The following is a 19,917-nucleotide window of genomic DNA, read 5'->3' as shown; positions in this document are numbered from 1 at the left end:
GGCTAACCTACCAAGCACTTGCTTTGTTAGGGGAGTCGATGACGAGCGATCGCCGCACCGTTCCAGCGGTGCTGGACCGGGTTGCCGTGCAGTATTCGGACCACGAGGCGCTTGTCAGCGCCTCCGGCGGAGCCGGCAATCCAACCTTGGATAAGCGCCTCACCTATTCGGAACTGCGCGCCCATGTCCGCCAAGCCGCGGCCGCGATGATCGACCTCGGCGTCGCGCCCGGCGACCGGGTGGCGATCTGGTCGCCCAACACCTGGCACTGGGTGGTGGCCTGCCTGGCCACGCACTACGCGGGCGCACAGATGGTGCCGTTGAACACGCGCTACACCGCCAGCGAGGCCACCGACATTCTGGCCCGCACCGAGGCGCCACTGTTGATCGCCTCGGGAGAGTTCCTCGGCTCGGACCGCGCCGCCGAACTGGACCGGGCCGCACTACCCGCCCTGCGGCACATCGTGCGGGTGCCCATCGAGAAAGACGACGGGACCTGGGACGAGTTCGTAGCGCGTGGCGACAGGGACGGCGCCCTGGAGACCGTTGATACCCGCGCTGCGGCGGTGCAGCCCGACGACGTCTCCGACATCCTGTTCACCTCCGGCACCACCGGACGGAGCAAGGGCGTGTTGTGTGCACACCGCCAGTCGCTCGACGGATCGGCCGCCTGGGCCGCGTGCGGTGAGGTCACCAGCACCGACCGCTACCTGTGCATCAACCCGTTCTTCCACAACTTCGGCTACAAGGCCGGCATCCTGGCCTGCCTGCAGACCGGCGCGACGCTGTACCCGGTGCTGACGTTCAAGCCCGAGCAGGTACTGAAAACAATTGCCGAACAGCGCATTACCGTGCTGCCCGGACCGCCCACCATCTTCGGCACCCTGCTGGACCATCCCACGCGTGCCGACTACGACCTGTCCTCGCTGCGCTTCTCGGTGACCGGCGCGGCCGTCGTCCCCGTCGTCCTGATCGAGCGGATGCAGTCCGAGCTCGACATCGACATCGTGCTGACCGCCTACGGCCTGACCGAGGCGGCCGGATTCGGCACCATGTGCAGCGCCGACGACGACGCGGTGACCGTGGCCACCACCTGTGGCCGGCCGATCGCCGATTTCGAACTGCGCCTGGACGATTCGGGTGAGGTGCTGCTGCGTGGGCCGAACGTCATGCTCGGCTACCTCGATGACCCCGAGGCCACCGCTGCCGCGATCGACGCCGAGGGCTGGCTGCACACCGGCGACATCGGGACGCTCGACGCCCGCGGCAACCTGACCATCACCGACCGGCTCAAGGACATGTACATCAGTGGCGGGTTCAACGTGTACCCGGCCGAGATCGAACAGGTGCTGGCCCGGTTGGACGGGGTGGCCGAGTCCGCCGTGATCGGCGTTCCCGACGAGCGTCTGGGCGAGGTCGGCAAGGCCTTCGTGGTGGTCAAGCCCGGCGTGGCACTCGATGAGGCCGCCGTGATCGCTTACGCACGTCAGCATCTGGCGAACTTCAAGGCGCCGCGATCAGTTGAGTTTTTGGATGTGCTGCCGCGAAATCCGGGCGGCAAGGTGATCAAACCGGTGCTGCGCAGCAGAGGAACCCGAGAAGGGGTGCAATGGACCTGAATTTCGACGACGATACCGAGGCCTTCCGGGCCGAGGTACGCGAGTTCCTGACGGCCAACCGAGAGTCCTTCCCGACGAAGTCGTACGACACCCTTGAGGGTTTCGAGCAGCATCGCCGTTGGGACAAGGTGCTTTTCGATGCCGGCCTGTCAGTGATCGCCTGGCCCAAGGAGTACGGCGGCCGCGACGCCACCCTGCTGCAGTGGGTGGCTTTCGAGGAGGAGTACTTCCACGCCGGCGCGCCCGGCCGGGCCAGCGCCAACGGCACCGCGATGCTGGCGCCCACGCTGTTCGCGCACGGCACCGAAGAGCAACTCCAACGCGTGCTGCCGAAGATGGCCAGCGGCGAAGAGATCTGGGCCCAGGCCTGGTCCGAGCCCGAGTCGGGTAGCGACCTGGCTTCGTTGCGCTCGACCGCGACCAAGGTCGACGGCGGCTGGAAGCTCAACGGACAGAAGATCTGGAGCTCGCGCGCACCGTTCGGTGAACGCGGATTCGGCCTGTTCCGCTCCGATCCGGAGGCGCAACGCCACAAGGGCCTGACCTACTTCATGTTCGACCTCAAGGCCCCCGGGATCACCGTGCGGCCGATCGCCCAACTCGGTGGGGACACCGGCTTCGGCGAGGTCTTCCTCGACGACGTGTTCGTACCGGACCAGGATGTCATCGGCGGCGTGCACGAGGGATGGCGCGCGGCGATGAGCACGTCGAGCAACGAGCGCGGAATGTCGCTGCGTAGCCCGGCCCGCTTCATGGCTCCTGCCGAAAGGTTGGTAGCGCATTGGAAAACACTGCAGAGCGATTCCGCTTCAATTTTCACCGACCGCGTCGCCGACGCCTGGATCAAGGCGCAGGCCTACCGGCTGCATACCTTCGGCACCGTGACCCGACTGGCCAACGGCGGTGAACTGGGCGCCGAGTCCTCGGTGACCAAGGTGTTCTGGTCCGACCTGGACGTCGCCCTGCACCAGACCGCACTGGACATGCAAGGTCCGGATGCCGAGCTGGTAGATCACTGGACCGAAGGCCTGCTGTTCGCCCTGGGCGGCCCGATCTACGCCGGCACCAACGAGATCCAGCGCAACATCATCGCCGAAAGATTGCTCGGCCTACCGCGTGAAGCCGGAGGGAAGGCCAAATGAACTTCGAGATCGACGAACAGCAGCGGGACTTCGCGGCCAGCATCGACGCGGCGCTGGCAGCCGCCGATGTTCCGGCCGCCGTGCGCGCCTGGGGTGACGGTGACACCGCACCCGGCCGCAAGGTGTGGTCACAGCTCACCGACCTCGGGGTGACGGCGCTGCTGGTGCCCGAGAAGTACGACGGCATCGACGCCAGCCCCGTCGACCTCGTCGTCGCCCTGGAGCGGTTGGGCTACTGGGCGGTGCCCGGCCCGGTCACCGAATCCATTGCCGTCGCACCGGTTCTTCTGGCGGACGATGAGCGCTCGAGTGCGCTGGCCTCCGGCGAGCTGATCGCCACCGTCGCCATGCCACCGCTGGTACCGCGTGCCGTCAACGCCGATGTCGCGGGACTGACGCTGCTGGCCGCCGACGGGAAGGTGAGCGACGCCAGCATTGATGGTCAAGGCGGTGCCGCCCATGACTCCGTCGACCCGTCCCGAAAGCTGTTCGACGTCACGGCATCCGGCGACAACCGGCCCGCCGACACCGCGCGGGCCTACGAGTTCGGTGTGCTGGCCACCGCCGCCCAGTTGGTCGGCGCCGGCCAGGCCATGCTGGACCAGTCCGTCGAATACGCCAAGCAGCGCACCCAGTTCGGCCGGACCATCGGCTCGTACCAGGCCATCAAGCACAAGCTGGCCGATGTGCTCATCGCCGTCGAGCTGGCCCGTCCGCTGATTTACGGGGCCGCACTGTCACTGGCAGAGGGCTCGTCCGACACCGCCCGTGACGTCAGCGCCGCCAAGGTGGCCGCTGCCGATGCCGCGCTGCTGGCCGCCCGCTCGGCGCTGCAGACCCACGGCGCCATCGGGTTCACCCAGGAACACGACCTGTCCCTGTCTCTGCTGCGTGTGCAGGCATTGCGCAGTGCCTGGGGCGATCCGACCGCACATCGTCGTCGACTGCTGGAGGCCATCTCGTGAGTGAAGAACGCCAAATGCTGCGCGAAACCGTCGCCGCGCTGGTGGACAAGCACGCCTCCCCCGAGGCCGTGCGCGCCGCCATGGAATCCGAGCGCGGCTACGACGCGAAGCTGTGGAGCCTGCTGTGCGAGCAGGTCGGCGCGGCCGCCCTGGTGGTCCCCGAGGAACTCGGCGGTGCCGGCGGCGAACTTGCCGACGCCGCAGTGGTTCTCGAAGAGCTCGGCAAAGCCCTGGTGCCGACCCCGCTGCTGGGCACCACGCTCGCCGAACTCGCGCTGCTGGCCGTCGAAGATCACGAACCGCTCGAAGGCCTTGCTGAGGGCGCATCGATCGGCACCGTGGCCTTCGATGCAGACTACGTCATCAACGGTGACGTGGCCGATGTCGTCATCGGCGCCGACGGCGAGAACCTGACCCGCTGGACCACGTTCACCGCCACCCCCAAAACGACGATGGATCTGACCCGCCGGCTGTCCGCGGTGATCCCCGGTGACACCGTTGTCCTCGGCGCCGATCCCGGCCTGGCCGACACCGCCGCCCTACTGATGGCCGCCGAGCAGATCGGTGCCGCGTCACGCTGCCTGGACCTCACGGTCGCCTACACCAAAGATCGGGTGCAGTTCGGCCGCGCGATCGGCAGCTTCCAGGCGCTCAAGCACCGGATGGCCGACCTGTACGTGAAGGTTTCGGCGGCGCGTGCCGTCGTCAACGACGCCATTGCCGCCCCGTCGCCCACCAACGCGTCCCTGGCCCGCTACTTCGCCAGCGAGGCGCTGTCCGCGGTGACCGCCGAGGCCGTCCAGATGCACGGCGGTATCGCGATCACCTGGGAAAGCGACATCCAGCTCTACTTCAAGCGCGCACACGGCAGCGCACAGCTGCTCGGGCCGCCGCGGGAGCAGCTGCGCCGACTCGAAGCCGAAGTGTTCTAACCTCAGTCCGATGACCGACCATGTCGCCCTACGAGCCGGGATCCCGCCGTTCCACGTCATGGACGTGTGGCTGGCTGCGGCCGAACGTCAACGCGTGCACGGGGATCTGGTCAACTTGTCGGCCGGGCAGCCCAGTGCCGGTGCGCCGACGGCGGTACGTGACGCCGCCGTTGCCGCGCTGAGCGACGGCCCGCTCGGTTACACCGTCACACTCGGCATCCCGGAGCTGCGCGCCGAGATCGCCGCGTCATACCGCAACTACAACGTCGAGGTGAGCGTCGACGAGGTGGTGCTCACCACCGGATCGTCGGGCGGATTCCTGCTGACTTTCCTGTCCTGCTTCGACGCCGGCGATCGGGTCGCGATCGCCAGCCCGGGTTACCCCTGCTACCGCAACATCCTGACCGCGCTGGGCTGCGAGGTGGTCGAGATCCCGTGCGGCCCCGAGACTCGCTTCCAGCCGACGGTCGCCATGCTCGAGGCGCTGGATCCGCCGGTGGCCGGCGTGATCATCGCCAGCCCGGCCAATCCGACCGGCACCGTGATCGCGCCCGCCGAATTGGCCGCGATCGCTCGCTGGTGTGACCAGACCGGCGTGCGGTTGATCAGCGACGAGATCTACCACGGCCTGGTCTATCCGGGAGCGCCGAAGACCAGTTGCGCGTGGGAGACCTCGCGGAATGCCGTGGTGGTCAACAGCTTCTCCAAGTACTTCGCGATGACCGGCTGGCGGCTGGGCTGGCTGCTGGTGCCGACCGAATTGCAGCGCGCGGTGGACCGGCTCACCGGCAACTTCACCATCTGCCCGCCGGCCCTGGCCCAGCATGCCGCGGTGGCGGCGTTCACCCCGGAGTCACTGGCCGAGGCCGAGGGCCTGCTGTCGCACTACGCCGACAATCGGCAACTGCTGCTCGACGGGCTGCGCAGCCTCGGGATCGATCGGCTGGCCCCGACCGACGGCGCCTTCTATGTGTACGCCGATGTCAGCCAGTACACCGACGACTCACTGGCCTGGTGTTCAAACCTGTTGGCCGACACCGGCGTCGCCATCGCTCCCGGCATCGACTTCGACACCGTGCGCGGCGGCTCGTATGTCCGGCTGTCGTTCGCCGGCCCGACCGGCGACATCGAAGAGGCCCTGCGCCGGATCGGCGCCTGGCTGACCTAGCTCGAGGCTGCAACGGCTTTCAGGTCAGCAGCATCAACCTGGGCCAGGTCGATGCCCTTGGTCTCCCTGGCGAAGTAGACCGCGATCAGAGTGATCACCGAGGCCCCGGCCAGGTAGATCGCGATCGGCACCGATGAGCCGTAGACGTCCAGCAGCCGCACCGCGATGATCGGCGCCAGCGACCCGGCGACGATCGCGGTTACCTGATAGCCAAGGGAGACACCGGAATAGCGCATCCTGGTGGGGAACATCTCCGACATCATCGCCGGTTGCGGGGCGTACATGAAGGCGTGGAACAGCAGACCGATCACCACGGCCGACATGATCACCAGGTGGTTGGTGCTGTCCATCATCGGGAACGCGAAGAACCCCCAGGTGCCGGTGGCGACCGTGCCGATCAGGTACACCGGACGCCGCCCGATGCGGTCCGACAATCTTCCGACCAGCGGGATGGCCACCAGGTGTACCGCGTGGGCAACCAACAGCCAGCGCAGGATCGAGCCGGTGTCCGCGTGCGCCTGCACCTTCAGATAGGTGATGGAGAAGGTGACCACCAGGTAGTACATGATGTTCTCGGCGAAACGCAGGCCCATCGCGGTCACCACCCCGCGCGGGTAACGCCGCAGCACTTCCACTGCGCTGAACGACGATGCCTTGAGCTGCTCCGCTTCCTGTTGCGCCGCAACGAAGATCGGCGCATCGGTGACCTTTGTGCGGATGTAGTAGCCGATCAGCACCACCACCGCCGACAACCAGAACGCGACCCGCCAACCCCAGGACAGGAAGTCCGCGTCCGACAAGGTGCTGGTCAGCACCAGCAGCACGACGGTGGCCAGCATGTTGCCGACCGGAACACCGGCCTGCGGCCAACTCGCCCAGAAACCGCGGCTGCGGTCGGGACTGTGCTCGGCCACCAGCAGCACCGCCCCACCCCACTCGCCACCGACCGCGAATCCCTGGAGGAAGCGCAGCACCACCAGCAGGGTCGGCGCCCAAGATCCGATCTGCCCGTACGTCGGCAGACAGCCCATCAGGAAGGTTGCGACACCGACCAGCAAGAGCGAGAACTGCAGCAGCTGCTTGCGGCCGTACTTGTCGCCGAAGTGGCCGAACACGATGCCGCCCAACGGTCGCGCCACGAACCCGACCGCGTAGGTGACGAACGCCGCGAGGATCGCATCCAGATCGCTACCGGACTGCGCGAAGAACACCTTGCTGAAAACCAGCGTCGCGGCCGTGCCGTACAGGAAGAACTCGTACCACTCGACCACGGTGCCGGCCATCGACGCGATGACGACGCGTTTCAGGCCGGAGGTTGGTGAGAACCCAGTGAGGCCCTCAGTTCCCTTGCGATCGGCAGCACACATGGTGTGTGAGTATGCAGGCCGGTCCGACCCCGCGTTGGGCTAACCCTGAATCAGCGCGGCGCCCGTGGCAGCTTGAACCTCGTCGAAGGTGAGGCCGGGAGCGGCCTCCACCAGGGTCAGCGTGCCGTCGCCGGAAATGTCGATGACGGCCAGATCGGTGATGATCCGATGAACGACGCGTTCTCCGGTCAACGGCAGCGTGCAGCTTTCGACGATCTTCGGCTGCCCCGATTTGTCGACGTGTTCCATCAGGACGATGACCCGGCCGGCGCCGTGGACGAGGTCCATCGCCCCACCCATGCCCTTGACCATCTTCCCGGGCACCATCCAGTTCGCCAGGTCACCGAAGCGCGACACCTGCATGCCACCGAGGACCGCCACGTCGATGTGACCGCCGCGGATCATCCCGAAGGACAGCGCCGAATCGAAGAACGCGGCGCCGGGGAGCACCGTGACGGTTTCCTTGCCCGCGTTGATGAGATTGGCGTCGATCTGATCGGCGGTCGGGTACGGGCCGGTGCCCAAAATCCCGTTCTCCGAGTGCAACGTGACATGAACATCGGGGTCCAGGTAGCCGGGAATCAGCGTCGGGAGGCCGATTCCGAGGTTGACGTACTGACCGTCGGACAGTTCACGCGCCGCCCGGGCGGCCATCTGCGCACGGCTCCAGCCTTTGGTGATCACCGAATCCGTCATGCGGACACCTCTGTCTCCTCGCGCACGGTGCGCTTCTCGATACGCTGCTTCTGCGGTCCGGTCTCGACGACCCGCTGCACGAACACTCCGGGAAGGTGCACCGCTTCCGGGTCCAATTCGCCTGGCTCGACCAGCTTTTCGACTTGGGCGATGGTGATCCGGCCCGCCATCGCGACCAGCGGGTTGAAGTTCATCGCGGTCTTGTCGAACACCAGGTTGCCGTGGGTGTCACCGACAGCGGCGTGCACCAGCGCGAAGTCGGCGTTGATGCCGGTTTCCATGACGTACCGACGGCCGTCGAACTCCCGGGTCTCCTTGGGAGGCGAGGCGACCGCGACAGAACCATCGGCCGCGTAACGCCACGGCAGCCCGCCGTCGGCGACGAGGGTGCCCACCCCGGCCGGGGTGTAGAACGCCGGGATACCGGCCCCGCCAGCGCGCAACCGCTCGGCGAGCGTGCCCTGCGGCGTCAACTCGACCTCAAGCTCGCCGGCCAGGTACTGCCGCGCGAACTCCTTGTTCTCCCCGACGTAGGACGCGGTCACGCGTCGGATGCGCCCGAGGCCCAGCAGCACACCAAGGCCTTCACCGTCGACACCACAGTTGTTGGAGAACACCGAGAGATCTCCGACGCCGGAATCCGCCACCGCCTGGATCAGGCTGTCAGGGATGCCACAAAGTCCAAATCCTCCGACGGCCAGCGAGGCGCCGGCGCCGATGTCGGCGACCGCCTCGTGGACGTCAGCCACCTTCTTACCGGCCATACTGCATGCTCCTGCGTCTGCTCGGTGGATCGCTTGCCTAGGCGAGAACATCACCATCAACTGCTCAATGCAAGCTCCGGCCGGCCACCGGGCGCGTTCCGTTCGCTCAGGTGACACCGGACGGCGGTAGCGTCCACTGAGTGGACGCTACAGTCTGTGACTGTGGCTGAAGGTGGATCCGGCACTCCGGTGATCACGCGGGCAGCGGCGATTCTGCGCGCGCTCGCCGATGCCCGCTCGGACGGGGTCACCACGACCGAGCTCGCCCGCTCGACGGATATGCCGCGGGCGACTGCGCACCGCATGCTGACCGCGATGGCCGGCGAAGGCCTCGTCGACCGGGCGCCCGACTCGGGGTTGTGGTTCCTGGGTCCGGAGGTCTACCTACTGGGCTCGGTGGCCGCCGCACGGTACGACGCGGCACCGCTGGCCACCGACATCCTCCGTGCCCTGGCCCGTGACACCGGCGAGAGCGCCTTCCTGTCTGCCCGCCGTGGTGACGAATCGGTCTGCGTGAGCGCCGAAGAAGGCAGCTTCCCTTTGCGCTCCCACGTGCTGCATCCGGGCAAGAGGTTCCCCCTGGGCGTCGCGTCGGCGGGAATCGTCATGCTTGCGCACCTACCCGAACCGGAGATCGCGGCGTATCTCGATCGGGTTGATCTGACCGTGGATTGGGGCGGGACGCACTCGGCCGCCCAGCTTCGACGCCGGATCCAGCAGACCCGGATCAAGGGCTATTCCGTCAACCCGGGCCTGATCGTCGAGGGCAGCTGGGGTATCGGCGCGGCAGTGTTCAACGAGTTGGGCCAGCCGATGTGGGCGTTGAGCCTGACCGGCGTGGAGATGCGTTTCGGGGCTCAACGCCAGGCCTCCCTCGGGGAGGCGTTGCTGCTTGCTGCACACACTCTCGGCCAGCGGCTCAAGCGCAAGCGGTAACGCAGCATGGACTGAATGCTTGCGGGCCGGCCGCGAAATTGCTGCAGTGGGGTATGCCATTCATCGAGCACGATCGCGGTCGGGCCTACTACCGGCACTGGGCCACACCCGAACCCCGCGCAGCCGTCATCTTCCTGCATGGATTCGGCGAACACACCGGCGTCTACCACCGCTACGGCTTCGCGCTCAACGCCGCGGGCATCGACCTGTGGGCGGTCGACCAGTTCGGGCACGGCCTGACCCCGGGCACCCGGGGCGATTTCGGCAGCATCGAGGACAGTTCGACGCTGGCCGAGGCACTGACCGTCCTTGCCGAGCAGGCGACTCCGGGCATACCGCTGGTGGCACAGGGGCACTCGTTCGGCTCGGTGGTCACGCTGTTCCGGTTGCTCGGTGAACCCGACCGGTACCGGGCCGGCGTCATCTCCGGCGCCCCGTTGGTTCCGCTCCCCGAAATGCTCGACGCGGACACCTCGTTGGACCTGGATCCGAACTGGCTGTCGTCCGATCCGTTCTACCTCGACAGCCTGGAGAACGACCCGCTGGCCTTCGTCGATGCCGATGGATCCGCACTCACCCGTGAGCTGGACCGGGCCTGGGACCGGTTCGGCGCTGAGCTTCCCGGGCTCGCAGTGCCCACTCTGGCCCTGCACGGCTCGGCCGATGTCATCGCCCCGGTCGGTGCGGTGCGGGCCTATGCCAAACAGATAGAACCCTTGCAGTTCAAGGAGTTTGACGGCGGCCGCCACGACATCCTCAACGAGTCCGTGCACCGGGAGGTCGCTGCGGACATCGTCGAGTTCCTCGACGCGCAGGTCCGCTAACGTCCCGCGTCGTAGCCCGCGGTGAGCCAGTAGACGGTCCGGTCCAGACTGGGCAGGATCTCGGTGATGTCGATCTCGCCGGCAGTGAAGCGGCCGACCAGTCCGAACACCAGACTCGTCACGATGTTGTCGAGATCGTGGACGAATGCTTCATCCACTCCGGCCAGGATGGACAGGCCCGCAGGCACCACCGCGTCGAGGCCGCGGCGCACCAGACGGTCCCCGCCGGGCGCGGCCCGCGACCGCGAGTACGCCCTCAGCATGTCCGGGTGCTTCTCCCACGGCTCGAAGATGGTGCGGAACATCCGCATCAGCGCCTCGTACAGGGACTCCCCCGGCTCACGCACCTGCCCGGCCACTCCCGAATACCGGTTCTCGGCCATCCAGGAGTCCAGTGCGGCCAGGATCAACTCGTCGCGGGTGGAGTAGCGCTTGTAGATCGTGGCCAGTGAGGTCTTGGCCCGGCGCGCCACCTCACGGAGCTGCACCGCGTCGTAGCCCTCGGTTTCGAGTATCTCCACGACGATGTCGAGAAGCTGATCACTTGCCACAGTCGAGAACACCCTTGCCGTCGATGAGTAACCACGTTACCGTACCGCTGTAACACGGTTACAGCCATTCGGCGGAGCGAGGATCAATGGGAAATCTGGACGGAAAAGTCGCCTTCATCACCGGGGTAGCCCGGGGTCAGGGCCGCAGCCACGCGGTAGCGCTTGCCAGCGAAGGCGCCGCCGTCATCGGCGTCGACATCTGCGCGGACATCGCATCCAACCCCTACCCGATGGCCACCCGCGACGAGCTCGACGAGACCGTCGCCCTGGTCGAAGCGGCCGGCGGCAAGATGCTCGGATCGGTCGCCGACGTGCGCGACTTCCACGCCGTCAAGGCCGCAGTCGATGCGGGTGTCGCGCGGTTCGGCCGACTGGACATCGTGCTCGCCAATGCCGGCGTCGCCCCCACCGCGTTTCGTGAAGTGACCATCGAAGAAGACCTCGAGATGTGGACCGATGCGGTGGGCGTCAACCTGATCGGCTCCTTCCACACCGCCAAGGCGGCCATCCCCCACCTGATCGCAGGCGGGCGGGGCGGTTCCATCGTATTCACGAGTTCCACCGCCGGACTGCGCGGCTTCGGCGGCATGCAGGGCGGCGGCCTGGGCTACGCGGCCTCCAAACACGGCATCGTCGGTCTCATGCGCACCCTGTCCAATGCTCTTGCCCCACACAGCATCCGGGTCAACACCGTGCACCCCACCGCGGTCAACACCATGATGGCAGTCAACCCGGCGATGACGGCGTTCCTGGAGAACTACCCCGACGGCGGTCCGCACCTGCAGAACCCGATGCCGGTTTCGCTGCTCGAACCGGAGGACATCAGCGCGACCATCAGCTACCTGGTCTCCGACGCTGCCAAATACGTCACCGGGGTCACCCTCCCCGTGGACGCCGGCTTCACGAACAAACTCTGATGGGGCGCGTCACCGGCAAGCGCGTGCTGATCACCGGCGCAGCGCGCGGCATGGGCCGAAGCCACGCGGTACGTCTCGCCGAAGAGGGCGCCGACGTGATCCTCGTCGATATCTGCCAATCGTTGCCCGAAGTGGAATATCCGTTGGCCACCCGCGATGAGCTGGACGAAACCGCCCGTCTGGTCACCGAACTCGGCCGTCAGGCCCTGCCCTATGTGGTCGACGTGCGTGACGGTGCGGCGTTGAGCGCCGCGGTCGCCGACGGCGTCGAGAAGCTCGGCGGTCTGGAAGCCTCGGTCGCCAACGCCGGCGTCCTGACCGCCGGCACCTGGGACACCACCACCGCCGAACAGTGGCGCACCGTCGTGGACGTGAATCTGATCGGGACCTGGAACACCTGCGCGGCCGCACTGCCGCATCTGGTGGAACGCGGCGGCAGCCTGATCAATGTCAGTTCGGTGGCGGGCGTCAAGGGCTCACCCCTGCACACGCCCTACACGGCATCCAAACACGGTGTGGTCGGCCTCAGCCGGGCCCTGGCCAATGAGCTTGCCGCGGTAAATGTCCGGGTCAACACAGTGCATCCCACCGGCGTCGCCACCGGGCTGCGACCCGACACGCTGCACACCCTGATCCACGAGACCCGTCAAGACCTGGGGCCGATCTTCCAGAATGCGCTGCCTATCCAGATGACCGATGCGCTGGACATCAGCAATGCCGTGCTGTTCCTGATCTCCGATGAAGCCCGACACGTCACCGGACTGGAATTCAAGGTCGACGCCGGGGCGACGATCCGATGACGGCCTCCGACACCCGGGCCGAGCGGGGCAGGCGTGAGTTCGCCGAGGTGATGACGTTTGAGGCACCCTCCGACGATCGGAGCCCGGCGACCGCGAACCTGATCGACTTCGTGTTCGCCGAGGTGTGGCCACGCACCGCGTTGAGCCGCCGGGACCGACGTTTCGTCACGCTGCCGTGCGTCGCGGCGGCCGACGCCGAAGGGCCGTTGCGCGACCACGTCTACGCCGCACTCAACAGCGGCGACGTGTCGATCGTCGAAATGCGGGAAACCGTTCTGCATTTCGCGGTGTATGCCGGGTGGCCCAAGGCCTCACGGTTCAACATCATGGTCGACGAGCAGTGGGACCGGATTCACCGGGAACGGGGGCTGACGCCGCCCGCACCTGAGCCGCTGCTGCCGCTACCCACGCCGAGTGATCCCGAAGAGCGGTTGCGCTGCGGCGAGCAGTCGTTCCGCGACATCAACCGCATCCCGTTCGCCCCCACCCGCGACAACCCGTATTCGGGGGCCGGCATCCTCAACTTCGTGTTCGGCGAGATGTGGCTGCGCCCCGGACTCGGCATGAAGGAGCGACGCCTGGTCACCGTGGCCTGCGTGGCGTTTCAGGACGCACCGCTGCCAATCCTGAGCCACGTCTATGCCGCTCTGAAGAGCCGCGACGTCTCGTTCGAGGAAATGGATGAGCTGGCACTGCATTTCGCGGCCTACTACGGCTGGCCCAAAGCCGCGAACCTCAACCTGGTGATCGGCGAACAGAAGCAGCGGGTGCTTGACGAGGAGCCAGGGTGGGAGTCCGAATAGTTTTCGAGCACATCTACCCGGCGACCGGCCGGCCGAATGGGACCGTCGACCTGGCCGGTGCCGCCGAGATCGACGACGCGGTCCAGGCTGCGACGAAAGCGCAGCGGGAATGGGTCTCGCTGACCGTCGACCGCCGCCGTGACCTGCTGATCGGCCTGGCCGACGTGGTGCACGCGCACCTCGACGAGCTCGCCGAACTCAACGTGGCCGACTACGCGGTGCCGATCGCGTTCGCCGGCACCGCAATGCTTCTCGAGCGGTTCCTGCGGCACTACGCGGGCTATGCCGACAAGCCGCACGGGGTGACGACTCCCGTCAACGGGTCGTTCGACATCAACCTCGTCGAGCGCGAGCCGTACGGTGTCGTCGGCGTCATCACCCCCTGGAACGGCGCCCTGGTCGTCACCGGCTCGTGTGTCGCGCCCGCCCTGGCCGCGGGCAATGCCGTCGTGCTCAAACCCTCGGAGCTCGCGCCGTTCGCCGCACTGCGCTTCGGCGAGCTGTGTCTCGAGGCGGGACTACCCGACGGGCTGGTGACCGTTGCCCCCGCTGACGCCGAGGGCGGCGACGCCCTGGTCCGTCATCCCGGCATCGGCAAGATCGCGTTCACCGGCGGCGGCGCGACCGCGCGCAAGGTATTACAAGCCGCCGCAACGAATCTCACCCCGGTGGTCACCGAGCTGGGCGGCAAATCGGCCAACCTCATCTTCGCCGACGCCGATCTCGACCTCGCTGCCACGCTGTCGGCACATCAGGGCCCGCTCATGCAGTCGGGACAGAGCTGCGCATGCGCGAGCCGGATACTCGTCCACGATGCCGTCTACGACGAGTTCCTGGAGAAGTTCCTCGGCGTCGTCGGCGCGGCCCGCGTCGGTGACCCGATGGATCCCACGACCACGTTCGGCCCGGTGTCAGCCAGGGAGCCGCCGACCGGATCCTGGCCGCGGTCGATACCGCGGTATCCAGCGGCGCCGGTCAACTGCTGCTGGGCGGCAAGCGAATCGGTGGTGATCTCTCCGATGGCTACTACATCGAGCCGACCGTGTTCGGCGGCGTGGACAACACCTCCGAACTCGCGCAGCTGGAGACCTTCGGGCCGGTGGTGTCGGTGATGCGGTTCAGCGACGAAGAGGACGCGGTGCGGATCGCCAACGACACCCCGTACGGTTTGAACGCCTTCGTCCAGACGACGGATCTGAACCGCGCGCATCGCGTGGCCCGCCGGCTGGAATCCGGGTCGGTGTGGATCAACCAGTTCAGCGACATCTCCCCGCAGGGCCCTTACGGCGGATACAAGCAGAGCGGCTCGGGCCGCACCGGCGGCATCGAGGGACTCAACGAGTTCCAGCAGGTGAAGAACATCCGGATCGCCGTGCGTTGATTTCCCGGCGCGAACAAAAACTTACGCCCCCGAAGTAATTTCGGGGGCGTAAGTGTCTGCTCGCTGAAGGATCAGGCCGGCGTGAAGGTGATGTTCAGTTCGGTGAGACCCCGCAACAGGAACGTCGGCTCGTAGGCGTAGTTCCGCTGCCCGGCCGGGCCGTGTGCCGACTCGTCGACGGTGATGTCACGCATGCGATCCAGCAGGCGGCGGACGGTGATCTGGCCTTCCACCCGCGCCAGTGGTGCACCGGCACACGTGTGAATGCCGCGACCGAAGGCGATGTGCTCGCGGACATTCTTGCGGTCCGGACGGAACGCCTGGGGATCGTCGAACTTGCGGGGATCGCGGTTGGCCGCGCCCAGGCACAGCATCACGATGGTCCCGGCCTTCAGATGAACGCCGCCGAGCGTGGTGGTCTTACGGACCAGCCGGAAATCGATCTTGGTCGGTGAATGCATCCGCAGCGCTTCCTCGATGAAAGTCGGGATACCGTCCGGGTTCTCCCGCAGCATCTGCTGGTATTCGGGGTTGTCCCCGAGGGTCTGCACCGCGGCGGTGAGCAGCTTGGTGACGGTCTCCTGCCCGGCGGCGAACAGGAACGTGGCTGGCTTGACGACCTCCAACAGTTCCGGTGTCGAGCCGTCGGGATAGGTGGCGGTAGCCATGCCGGAGAGCACATCACCACGCGGCTCGCGTCGGCGCTCGGCGAGGTATCCGGCGAATTTGTCGTCGAGGTACTGCAGGGGGTCGAGGCCCACCGGCTCACCGTCGAGTGCTCCCACCCGGTTGCCCTCGGGCCGCTCGGCACCAAGTGCGGCAAGGAATTCGGGGCGATCCTCCTCGGGAACGCCCAGTAGGTCGATGATCGCCGAAGTGGCGAACGGTTTGGCGTACTCCGAGAGGAACTCGCATTTGCCAGCCGCACCAGAGGGGTCGATGAGCTGGTCGATCTGATGATCGACCAGCTGCCACATGTAGTCTTCGTTCTCCTTGAGCCGGCGCGGCGTCAGCAGCTTGCTCAGCAGCGAGCGCGCCCGCTCATGCTGCGGCGGGTCCATCACCACCATGTGCTCGTGGATCGGGAACAGATGGCGGTGCGCCTCGATCTGTTCGCTGATGTCGTCACCCTCGGGCTCGAAGGGCAGCGGCGGGAACAGGCCACCGATCGCGTTCACGGCCGAGAACGACCCATGATCTTTGAAGGCCGCCATGACTTCCTGGTAGCCGGTCACCGCCACCACACCGTGATGTGGTTCGGCGAACACCGGCCCGTTGCTACGCAGATATTCGTAGTACTCGTACGGGTCCTGGGCGACGGCCGGGTCGGCGAAGTAGTCGACGGAAGCGAAATCGGTCATGGCTCAAAGGCCTTTCGTGCTGATGTTGAGCAGGCTGATCGCCTGACGCGGGCAGGCGTCTACGGCGGATTTGACGTTGTCCCAGGTACCTTGATCCCACTGTCCGTCTGCCTGGGCAGCGCTGGCGACCTCGTCGTCGGACAGGTCGAACACCTCAGGGGCGAGTTGGATGCACAACGCATGGCCCTCGCACAGGTCGGCGTCCAACCGGACCCGGGTCATGCTCACGTCTTCGGGCATCTGTTTCCTCAGTTCTGAATTTGATCAATCGATCAAACCGTTAGGATGGCTCATGCTTACCACCCCCGACGTTCGGCGGTCAAGGAAATCGTCCGGGCCGAAACATCTGCTGTCGGGCAATGGTTTTCGGAGGCTGCGCTGATGCCGGCCGCACGTGCGGCCAAGAACAAGGACGCGAGCACCCGCAAACGCCTGATCGAGGCAACCGCCCAGGTCATCCGGGACGAGGGATACGCCGCGGCCACCACCCGGCGGATCGCGGCCGTGGCCGGTGTGCGCTCGGCGCTGGTCTACTACTACTTCGACACCCTCGACGACCTGTTCGTCTCGGTGCTGCGCAGCGGTGCCGACGCGGCACTGGCCCGGCTGCGCGAGGCCATCACCACCGACGACCCGCTCCGGGCCCTGTGGCTGATCAACTCCGACTCGCGGGTGACCGGGCTCAACACCGAGTTCATGGCACTGGCCAATCACCGCAAGGCGATCGGTGTCGAACTCAAGGCCTACTCCGAGCGGGTCCGCGATATCGAGGCCGCGGCCATGGCCGGCGTACTGCGCGCCCACGGCGTGGACATGGAAGAGTTCCCGCCCGTCGTGATGTCGATGCTGCTCACCCAGTCCGCCCGCAGCCTGTGCAATGAAGAGGCGGTCGGCGTGACCGAGGGCCACACCGAGTTCCGCGCCTTCGTCGAGCGGTTCCTGCGCCGGTTCGGCACCGGCCAGGCGGCTACTTGAGCATGCTGCCCGCGTCCACGGTCACCGGCAGGCCGGTGATGTAGCGGGCCTCGTCGGAGGCCAGGAACAGCACCGCGTTACTGATGTCGACGGGTTCCACCCAGCCGACCGGAAGCACGTGCATCAGTTGGGCGACCACCGCCATGTCGTCGGGACCCGGATTCTCCAGGTCGGGACGGAACAGCTTCATCGTGCCCTCGTTCATGAACATCGGGGTGTTCACGTTCGTCGGACACACCGAGTTCACCCGAATCGAATCCTGACCCAACTCCACCGCAAAGCTGCGCATCAGACCGATCACACCGTGCTTGGCCGCGATGTAGTGGCCGGTATGCGGATACGCCTTGAGCCCGCCGACCGAGCTGGTCAGGATGATCGAACCGCCACGACCACCGGAAAGAATGTGTGGCACTGCGGCTTTCACAGACTTCCAGACGCCGGACAGATTGACGCCGATCATGTCGTCCCAGTCGGACTCCTTGGTCTTGTGCAGGAGGTCGCCACCGTTGCCGATGCCGGCATTGGCCACCACGATGTCGAGCCGGCCAAGCTGCTCGACGCCACTGTCAACCGCCCCCTTGAGCGCGTCGAAGTCCCGCACATCGACCTCGGCGGTGACGATGCGACGGTTGAGGCCCTTGACCAGATCCGCTGTCTCGGCAAGGTCGTCCGGGGTGGACGCCGGAATCGCAGTTGTGTCGGTGACCGGGGCGCAGACGTCGACCGCGATGATGTCTGCACCCTCTTGGGCCAATCGCAGCGCATGGCTGCGTCCCTGTCCGCGCGCCGCACCGGTAACGAAGGCGACCTTGCCCTCTACCCGACCAGTCATGTGTGTCCTCTCGCCGCTGTTTTGATCGATTGATCAAATTTTGGCAGGACACAACACGTTCGTCAAGGGCTAGTTTGATCAACTGGTCAGCTTTGGAACGCTTCCCACCGCGCGCCCCGATCTCCACCGTGGGGTCGTAGCCCCCGCCGGCGAGCAGCCCAGGTGCAGAAAGCGGCGGGCGGGGCAGCGGCACCAACGAAACTGGGCCCCACCCTGACGGATGGGGCCCAGCTACACACCGTGCTACCTACTAGGAATCAGAGCCCGAGTTCCCCTTGGACTCGTTGGACTTGCCGGCGTCGCCGCCCTTGGCCCCCTTGGCCTTGGTTGCCTTGGCCTTGGCTTCCTTCGCGGTGGCCTTCGCTTCCTTGGCTTCCTTCGCCTTCGCCTGCCTGGCCTCCTTGGCCTCGCTGACCTTGGCCTTGATCCGGTCCGTGACCTTGGTCTTGCCCTTTGCCTTGGTCTCGCCATCGGCATCGGCATTGGCCGACGTGCCAGTTGCCGACCCGGAAACGGAGCCGGAGTCGGCAGCAGCCTCATCCGTCGCGGCCGGAACGGCAGCGACGCTCGGGGTCTCGACCTTCGCCGTCTCAGCCTTCGGGGTCTCGACCTTCACGGCCTCGACAGCCGGGGCCTCAACCTTCAGGGATGCGGCAACCGGGGCGTGAACCTTCACGGCCTCGACGGCCGGCGCCTCAACCTTCGGAACCTCCACCACAGTGACCTCAACAGCAGACTCGGGCAGGGCCGCAGGAGCCGAACCACTCAGGTCAGCCGCAACCCGCTGAGCCGAAGCGACGGTCAGCCCGGCTGCCGAGGCAGCTTCGGGGGTGTTGTCGATGGCCGCGGCAAGTTTCGCGGGGATGTCCACGAACAGACTCTGCAGCAATCCGCCGACGACCTTGACGCCCGGTCCGGCCTGGCCGGGGACGGCGAACCTGATCAGGCCCGGCCACTCGGTGACGCCGCCGGCACCCTCCTCATTGGCGTCGGCATAGTCGAATCCGTTGAGGAAGGCGTTGGCCAACACGCCGGGCGTGTTCGCCAGGACGTTGACGGCGCCCTGAATGTCCTGGGCGGCCACCCGCGTGGAGAACGCCTCACTGACTCGGGAGAGCTCGAACATCGTGCCGCTGACCGCGCCGAACGCACCCTGGAACACACCGCTGACGAGCACGCTCGAGGTGAAGGTCGCGCCAATCAGATTCGTGAAGTTCTGGGCGATCTGCTCCGGAATTCCGGTCAGGTACTCGGTCCCGCCGCGCGGGATGCCCGAAAGGATGAATCCGGGGGCGATCAACGGGCCGAAGGCGCCCTGGAACGCGTACAGCATGGAGTGGTTGAACCACTCGTACGCGTCACCGATCTCGCCGGCCATCAGGTGGGCCTGCGCTTTCTCCAGCATCACCTTGCCCTTGGGGCCCTCGTACCACGTCTTCAGCGAGGCCGGAACAGCCTCGAACGCCGCGCCGAACTTCGCCGCGTAGCCCAGCTGGTTCTCCAGCACCTGGCTCAGCAACGGGGCCGGATTGGCGGCGAGCGCAGCGCCCAGTCCGCTGAGGTTGGTGAAGGTGTTGTTGGCCAGTGCTCCGTAGATGACGGTCGGCGAGGCAGTGGCGTCCATCACGGCCGTCAGCTCGTAGGCAAGGGATTTCGCCTGCTGAATGACGGTCGCGTTCTGGGCGACGGGGGTCACCGCGATGGCGCCGGCGCTGACCATTGCGACACCGGCGAGAAGGAACTTGTCCTTGCGACTGACCGCCGGGGTTTCACCGGAGGAAAGGGCGGGATAGTGCACAAAAACTCCCTAAAAGCTGATAGTTGACTGTGGAACGACCAAAAATTAGCTTAGGTTTTCCTAAATATCAATAGGTATGCCTACCC

19 protein-coding genes and 1 pseudogene are annotated in these 19,917 nt (G+C 66.5%); 12 read left to right on the top strand and 8 right to left on the bottom strand.

The annotated features are described in order from the left end of the window. Positions 1 to 38: 38 nt before the first annotated feature. The 5 genes from fadD3 to JOF57_RS28810 are packed head-to-tail and all read left to right on the top strand — an operon-like array spanning position 39 to position 5,826. Positions 39 to 1,619 (top strand): 3-((3aS,4S,7aS)-7a-methyl-1,5-dioxo-octahydro-1H-inden-4-yl)propanoate--CoA ligase FadD3, encoded by a 1,581-nt coding sequence (gene fadD3 / locus JOF57_RS28830; RefSeq protein WP_209922784.1) that lies wholly within the window; start codon positions 39 to 41, stop codon positions 1,617 to 1,619. Then, on the top strand, positions 1,610 to 2,761 hold the full coding sequence (locus JOF57_RS28825) for an acyl-CoA dehydrogenase family protein (protein WP_209922782.1): 1,152 nt from the start codon (positions 1,610 to 1,612) through the stop codon (positions 2,759 to 2,761). The genes fadD3 and JOF57_RS28825 overlap by 10 nt, the downstream gene beginning before the upstream one ends. Next, complete coding sequence (locus JOF57_RS28820; RefSeq protein WP_209922780.1) at positions 2,758 to 3,726, top strand: acyl-CoA dehydrogenase family protein; 969 nt, start codon at positions 2,758 to 2,760, stop codon at positions 3,724 to 3,726. The genes JOF57_RS28825 and JOF57_RS28820 overlap by 4 nt, the downstream gene beginning before the upstream one ends. Further along, entirely contained in the window at positions 3,723 to 4,658 is a 936-nt protein-coding gene (gene ipdE2, locus JOF57_RS28815; RefSeq protein WP_209922778.1) for an acyl-CoA dehydrogenase IpdE2, read from the top strand. Before JOF57_RS28820 ends, ipdE2 begins: the two co-directional genes overlap by 4 nt. 10 nt (positions 4,659 to 4,668) lie before the next feature. Then, on the top strand, positions 4,669 to 5,826 hold the full coding sequence (locus tag JOF57_RS28810; protein ID WP_209922775.1) for a pyridoxal phosphate-dependent aminotransferase: 1,158 nt from the start codon (positions 4,669 to 4,671) through the stop codon (positions 5,824 to 5,826). On the opposite strand, the gene JOF57_RS28805 is transcribed toward JOF57_RS28810, so the two are convergent. Genes JOF57_RS28805 through JOF57_RS28795 form a run of 3 tightly spaced genes read right to left on the bottom strand, consistent with a single transcriptional unit; the run spans position 5,823 to position 8,653 of the window. Beyond that, positions 5,823 to 7,193: an MFS transporter gene (locus tag JOF57_RS28805; protein ID WP_209922774.1), complete on the bottom strand. Its 1,371-nt coding sequence runs from the start codon at positions 7,191 to 7,193 to the stop codon at positions 5,823 to 5,825. The genes JOF57_RS28810 and JOF57_RS28805 overlap by 4 nt on opposite strands. Before the next feature lie 39 nt (positions 7,194 to 7,232). After that, positions 7,233 to 7,889, bottom strand: coding sequence for a 3-oxoacid CoA-transferase subunit B (locus JOF57_RS28800; RefSeq protein WP_209922772.1), 657 nt, complete (start codon positions 7,887 to 7,889; stop codon positions 7,233 to 7,235). Beyond that, on the bottom strand, positions 7,886 to 8,653 hold the full coding sequence (locus tag JOF57_RS28795) for a CoA transferase subunit A (protein ID WP_209922770.1): 768 nt from the start codon (positions 8,651 to 8,653) through the stop codon (positions 7,886 to 7,888). Before JOF57_RS28795 ends, JOF57_RS28800 begins: the two co-directional genes overlap by 4 nt. A 156-nt stretch (positions 8,654 to 8,809) precedes the next feature. Between JOF57_RS28795 and JOF57_RS28790 the strand changes: the two genes are divergently transcribed. After that, positions 8,810 to 9,589 carry an IclR family transcriptional regulator gene (locus JOF57_RS28790; RefSeq protein WP_307870117.1) on the top strand — a complete coding sequence of 260 codons (780 nt, stop codon included), beginning with the start codon at positions 8,810 to 8,812 and terminating at the stop codon, positions 9,587 to 9,589. 53 nt (positions 9,590 to 9,642) lie between these two features. Beyond that, a complete protein-coding gene (locus tag JOF57_RS28785) occupies positions 9,643 to 10,413 on the top strand; it encodes an alpha/beta hydrolase (protein WP_209922768.1) in 771 nt (256 codons plus the stop codon). Here the strand turns inward: JOF57_RS28785 and JOF57_RS28780 are convergent. Next, entirely contained in the window at positions 10,410 to 10,964 is a 555-nt protein-coding gene (locus JOF57_RS28780; protein ID WP_307870116.1) for a TetR/AcrR family transcriptional regulator, read from the bottom strand. The genes JOF57_RS28785 and JOF57_RS28780 overlap by 4 nt on opposite strands. 86 nt (positions 10,965 to 11,050) lie before the next feature. Here JOF57_RS28780 and JOF57_RS28775 point away from each other — a divergent pair, with 86 nt between their 5' ends. The 4 genes and pseudogenes from JOF57_RS28775 (at position 11,051) to JOF57_RS28760 (ending at position 14,865) form a co-directional block, all read left to right on the top strand. Continuing rightward, positions 11,051 to 11,881, top strand: coding sequence for a mycofactocin-coupled SDR family oxidoreductase (locus tag JOF57_RS28775; RefSeq protein WP_209922764.1), 831 nt, complete (start codon positions 11,051 to 11,053; stop codon positions 11,879 to 11,881). Then, positions 11,881 to 12,681, top strand: a complete 801-nt coding sequence (locus JOF57_RS28770; RefSeq protein ID WP_209922762.1) for a mycofactocin-coupled SDR family oxidoreductase — start codon at positions 11,881 to 11,883, stop codon at positions 12,679 to 12,681. Before JOF57_RS28775 ends, JOF57_RS28770 begins: the two co-directional genes overlap by 1 nt. Beyond that, positions 12,678 to 13,484, top strand: coding sequence for a carboxymuconolactone decarboxylase family protein (locus JOF57_RS28765; protein WP_209922760.1), 807 nt, complete (start codon positions 12,678 to 12,680; stop codon positions 13,482 to 13,484). The genes JOF57_RS28770 and JOF57_RS28765 overlap by 4 nt, the downstream gene beginning before the upstream one ends. Then, a pseudogene (locus tag JOF57_RS28760) lies at positions 13,481 to 14,865 on the top strand (aldehyde dehydrogenase family protein). The gene JOF57_RS28765 and the pseudogene JOF57_RS28760 overlap by 4 nt, the downstream one beginning before the upstream one ends. Before the next feature lie 71 nt (positions 14,866 to 14,936). On the opposite strand, the gene JOF57_RS28755 reads toward JOF57_RS28760, so the two are convergent. Together JOF57_RS28755 and JOF57_RS28750 are read right to left on the bottom strand one after the other, a co-directional pair. Beyond that, positions 14,937 to 16,226 (bottom strand): cytochrome P450, encoded by a 1,290-nt coding sequence (locus JOF57_RS28755; RefSeq protein ID WP_209922759.1) that lies wholly within the window; start codon positions 16,224 to 16,226, stop codon positions 14,937 to 14,939. 3 nt (positions 16,227 to 16,229) lie between these two features. Further along, entirely contained in the window at positions 16,230 to 16,466 is a 237-nt protein-coding gene (locus tag JOF57_RS28750; protein ID WP_234938276.1) for a ferredoxin, read from the bottom strand. Positions 16,467 to 16,607: 141 nt separating this feature from the next. Here JOF57_RS28750 and JOF57_RS28745 point away from each other — a divergent pair, with 141 nt between their 5' ends. Next, a complete protein-coding gene (locus JOF57_RS28745) occupies positions 16,608 to 17,201 on the top strand; it encodes a TetR/AcrR family transcriptional regulator (RefSeq protein ID WP_209922757.1) in 594 nt (197 codons plus the stop codon). Here the strand turns inward: JOF57_RS28745 and JOF57_RS28740 are convergent. Together JOF57_RS28740 and JOF57_RS28735 are read right to left on the bottom strand one after the other, a co-directional pair. Further along, the gene (locus JOF57_RS28740; protein WP_209922756.1) at positions 17,194 to 18,033 is read right to left on the bottom strand and encodes a mycofactocin-coupled SDR family oxidoreductase; all 840 of its coding nucleotides are present in this window, start codon (positions 18,031 to 18,033) and stop codon (positions 17,194 to 17,196) included. The two genes, JOF57_RS28745 and JOF57_RS28740, sit on opposite strands and share 8 nt — an antisense overlap. Positions 18,034 to 18,283: 250 nt before the next feature. Then, positions 18,284 to 19,831 carry a hypothetical protein gene (locus JOF57_RS28735; protein ID WP_307870115.1) on the bottom strand — a complete coding sequence of 516 codons (1,548 nt, stop codon included), beginning with the start codon at positions 19,829 to 19,831 and terminating at the stop codon, positions 18,284 to 18,286. Between the last annotated feature and the right edge of the window lie 86 nt (positions 19,832 to 19,917).

It is taken from the genome of Mycolicibacterium lutetiense, assembly GCF_017876775.1.
In the GTDB taxonomy this organism is placed as follows: domain Bacteria; phylum Actinomycetota; class Actinomycetes; order Mycobacteriales; family Mycobacteriaceae; genus Mycobacterium; species Mycobacterium lutetiense.
The sequence above is the reverse complement of the archived record's forward strand: the minus strand, read 5'-3'. Positions and strand labels throughout refer to the sequence as shown.

Coding starts and splice junctions, on each gene's coding strand:
- fadD3 (WP_209922784.1), top strand. CDS start 39: ATGACGAGCGATCGCCGCACCGTTCCAGCGGTGCTGGACCGGGTTGCC.
- JOF57_RS28825 (WP_209922782.1), top strand. CDS start 1,610: ATGGACCTGAATTTCGACGACGATACCGAGGCCTTCCGGGCCGAGGTA.
- JOF57_RS28820 (WP_209922780.1), top strand. CDS start 2,758: ATGAACTTCGAGATCGACGAACAGCAGCGGGACTTCGCGGCCAGCATC.
- JOF57_RS28810 (WP_209922775.1), top strand. CDS start 4,669: ATGACCGACCATGTCGCCCTACGAGCCGGGATCCCGCCGTTCCACGTC.
- JOF57_RS28805 (WP_209922774.1), bottom strand. CDS start 7,193: ATGTGTGCTGCCGATCGCAAGGGAACTGAGGGCCTCACTGGGTTCTCA.
- JOF57_RS28800 (WP_209922772.1), bottom strand. CDS start 7,889: ATGACGGATTCGGTGATCACCAAAGGCTGGAGCCGTGCGCAGATGGCC.
- JOF57_RS28795 (WP_209922770.1), bottom strand. CDS start 8,653: ATGGCCGGTAAGAAGGTGGCTGACGTCCACGAGGCGGTCGCCGACATC.
- JOF57_RS28785 (WP_209922768.1), top strand. CDS start 9,643: ATGCCATTCATCGAGCACGATCGCGGTCGGGCCTACTACCGGCACTGG.
- JOF57_RS28775 (WP_209922764.1), top strand. CDS start 11,051: ATGGGAAATCTGGACGGAAAAGTCGCCTTCATCACCGGGGTAGCCCGG.
- JOF57_RS28770 (WP_209922762.1), top strand. CDS start 11,881: ATGGGGCGCGTCACCGGCAAGCGCGTGCTGATCACCGGCGCAGCGCGC.
- JOF57_RS28765 (WP_209922760.1), top strand. CDS start 12,678: ATGACGGCCTCCGACACCCGGGCCGAGCGGGGCAGGCGTGAGTTCGCC.
- JOF57_RS28755 (WP_209922759.1), bottom strand. CDS start 16,226: ATGACCGATTTCGCTTCCGTCGACTACTTCGCCGACCCGGCCGTCGCC.
- JOF57_RS28750 (WP_234938276.1), bottom strand. CDS start 16,466: ATGCCCGAAGACGTGAGCATGACCCGGGTCCGGTTGGACGCCGACCTG.
- JOF57_RS28745 (WP_209922757.1), top strand. CDS start 16,608: ATGCCGGCCGCACGTGCGGCCAAGAACAAGGACGCGAGCACCCGCAAA.
- JOF57_RS28740 (WP_209922756.1), bottom strand. CDS start 18,033: ATGACTGGTCGGGTAGAGGGCAAGGTCGCCTTCGTTACCGGTGCGGCG.